Origin of the sequence: Aquiflexum sp., assembly GCF_041749095.1 — a bacterium.
In the GTDB taxonomy this organism is placed as follows: Bacteria; Bacteroidota; Bacteroidia; order Cytophagales; family Cyclobacteriaceae; genus Aquiflexum.
In genome coordinates this window covers 1-2,691 of sequence record NZ_JBGTCA010000046.1, presented here as the reverse complement: position 1 = coordinate 2,691, position 2,691 = coordinate 1, and the positions used below count along the sequence as shown (strand labels likewise).

Below are 2,691 nucleotides of genomic sequence, written 5' to 3'. Positions count from 1 at the left end.
AATGGCAATGGCTCGTCATTGCCACTATTATAGTCATCGCAGGCACATATGGTGATCTGATAGAATCACTATTTAAGCGGAGTATTGAGATCAAAGACTCTGGAAAAGGTCTTCCTGGACATGGTGGATTTATGGACCGTTTTGACGGATTGTTATTATCCGCCCCATTTATAGCGGCATTTTTGAAAATCTTTTAAAATTGCCTATAGGATATTAAAAATCTGCTTAATATTGTACAAGATTTGATGATCAACTAAACGACCCCAATATGGCTTATATTGAACCGGCTCCAATCAAGGACAAAGAAAATCCTTTGGAGTCAATGATGGAAAGGTTTAACCTGGCAGCCGAAAAACTAGGTCTTTCCGATGAGGTATACAACGTCCTGAAAAACCCTGCCAAACAAGTTATCGTTTCTCTGCCAATAACTATGGATAATGGAAAAATCCAGGTATTTGAAGGTATCCGTGTGGTTCATTCCAACATCTTAGGTCCTGCAAAGGGTGGAATTAGGTTTGCTCCTGATGTACACCTGGATGAGGTGAAGGCATTGGCGGCCTGGATGACCTGGAAATGTGCAGTAGTAGATATTCCGTTTGGTGGGGGTAAAGGAGGAGTCAAATGTAATCCCAGAGAAATGTCAAAGGGAGAAATTGAGCGTCTCGTCAGGGCTTACACATTGGCCATGATTGATGTTTTCGGACCTGATAAAGATATTCCCGCACCGGATATGGGCACCGGACCCAGGGAAATGGCTTGGCTGATGGATGAATATTCAAAAGCACATGGAATGACGGTTAATGCCGTTGTAACTGGCAAACCGCTTGTTTTGGGAGGATCTTTGGGAAGGACAGAGGCAACCGGACGTGGGGTTATGGTCACAGCTTTGGCAGCCATGCAAAAATTGAAAATCAATCCCTTTCAGGCTACCTGTGCCGTTCAGGGATTTGGAAATGTAGGTTCATGGGCTTCTTTGCTTCTGGAAGAGCGGGGACTGAAAATAATATCTGTTTCCGATATCTCAGGTGCCTATTATAACAGTTCAGGGATAAATATTCAGGAGTCCATTGCTTATCGTGACAGCAACAAAGGTACTTTGGAAGGTTTTTTGGGTGCTGAAAAATTATCTGATGCCAACGAAATATTGGAACTTGAAGTTGACGTATTAGTGCCTGCCGCCGTTGAAGATGTCATTACCATTCACAATGTCGATAAAATCAAAGCACGACTTATTGTAGAAGGCGCCAATGGGCCCACTTCAGCAAAAGCAGATGCCATTATCAATGAAAAGGGAATTATGGCCGTACCTGATATTCTTGCAAATGCAGGTGGTGTGACTGTCTCCTATTTTGAATGGGTACAAAATAGACTTGGATACAAATGGACGGCCGAGCGGGTAAACAGAAGGTCTGATCGCATCATGAAGGATGCTTTTGATCATGTATATGAAGCAGCTGTAAAATACGATGTACCCATGAGGATAGCGGCCTATATAGTTGCCATTGAAAAAGTAGCCAAAACCTATACTTACAGAGGGGGATTTTAATCCCCAAAGAGAAAGTTTATTATATTTGAGGTGTGAAAGCAATCTTTCACACCTTTTTAAATTTTCAGCAGTTATGACAATCCATAAAGAAGGAAGAACGATTTTGTTTGTCTCATTGATCATTTTGGTAGCGATCAACGTGGTTTTACACCAATTTTTTTCTGATCAAAATCTGGCTTTAAACCTGGTTTTGCTGGCAAGTGTGATCATTTATTTAGCAATATTGCAGTTTTTTAGGAATCCATTTCTTACTTTACCCTCGGATGAAACCTTGGTTTATGCTCCGGCGGATGGTAAAGTCGTGGTGATTGAAGAAACCACAGAAGAAGAATATCTGAAGGACAGGCGAAAGCAAGTTTCTATATTTATGTCCCCTATAAACGTACACGTGAATCGGTCTCCCATCTCTGGAGTTGTTGAATATATTAAATATCATCCAGGTAAATTTTTGGTGGCCTGGCATCCAAAATCCAGCCTTGAAAATGAAAGGACTACAATAGTGATTTACAACCCTTCAGGCTTAAAGCTTTTGGTCAGACAGATTGCAGGAGCAGCCGCAAGGAGGATTAAATGGTATGTGAAGGAAGGATCCCCCATGATTCAGGGGGCAGAATTTGGTTTTATAAAGTTTGGTTCCAGAGTAGATGTATTTCTTCCTTTGGATGCAGAAGTTTTGGTGAAAATAAATGATAAAACAAAAGGCGGAAGTACACCCATCGCACGATTAAAAAGCCCAGCTCAAAAACATTAAAAAGCAATTATCCTTAATCCTTCAATTTTTATGAGAATGCCTTTATTTCTCCTGAATTTATTTTCCGGTAATAAAGATATCCAAGAATCAAGGTACTTAAGAAAAATACCAAAGTTGTCCATTCAAAAGTTCTTCTTTCCGATTTTTTCTCCATTACCATGCCTTCTTTGTCGGCCAAGGCACTTTTCAATTGAATGATTTCCCTTTCCTGTTTTTGGGAAATGAATTTATAGTCGTTTTTTTCGTAAGTGATCTCAGTTTTTTCAATTTCACTCAGTAATTTAAGTTCATCCATGATTTGATTGTCCTTTAGAATAATCCTTTCCATCCAGTTATGGGTTTCAATCATGTCTTTTTTCGTCCTTTTGCCAAAGATACCGGACTTCTTGCTTTC

4 protein-coding genes are annotated in these 2,691 nt (G+C 40.1%); 3 read left to right on the top strand and 1 reads right to left on the bottom strand.

The features are described 5' to 3' along the window. The 3 genes from ACEW8O_RS03300 to ACEW8O_RS03290 all read left to right on the top strand — a co-directional run. Positions 1–197, top strand: a 197-nt coding sequence (locus ACEW8O_RS03300) for a phosphatidate cytidylyltransferase (RefSeq protein ID WP_373493200.1), incomplete at its 5' end; no start/stop codon positions are given. A gap of 71 nt (positions 198–268) precedes the next feature. After that, positions 269–1,546, top strand: a complete 1,278-nt coding sequence (locus ACEW8O_RS03295; RefSeq protein WP_373493199.1) for a Glu/Leu/Phe/Val dehydrogenase — start codon at positions 269–271, stop codon at positions 1,544–1,546. Positions 1,547–1,619: 73 nt separating this feature from the next. Next, the gene (locus tag ACEW8O_RS03290) at positions 1,620–2,297 is read left to right on the top strand and encodes a phosphatidylserine decarboxylase family protein (RefSeq protein ID WP_373493198.1); all 678 of its coding nucleotides are present in this window, start codon (positions 1,620–1,622) and stop codon (positions 2,295–2,297) included. A 28-nt stretch (positions 2,298–2,325) separates the two neighbouring features. Here ACEW8O_RS03290 and ACEW8O_RS03285 read toward each other — a convergent pair. Continuing rightward, on the bottom strand, positions 2,326–2,691 hold a 366-nt coding region (locus tag ACEW8O_RS03285; RefSeq protein ID WP_373493197.1), incomplete at its 5' end, for a Clp protease ClpB.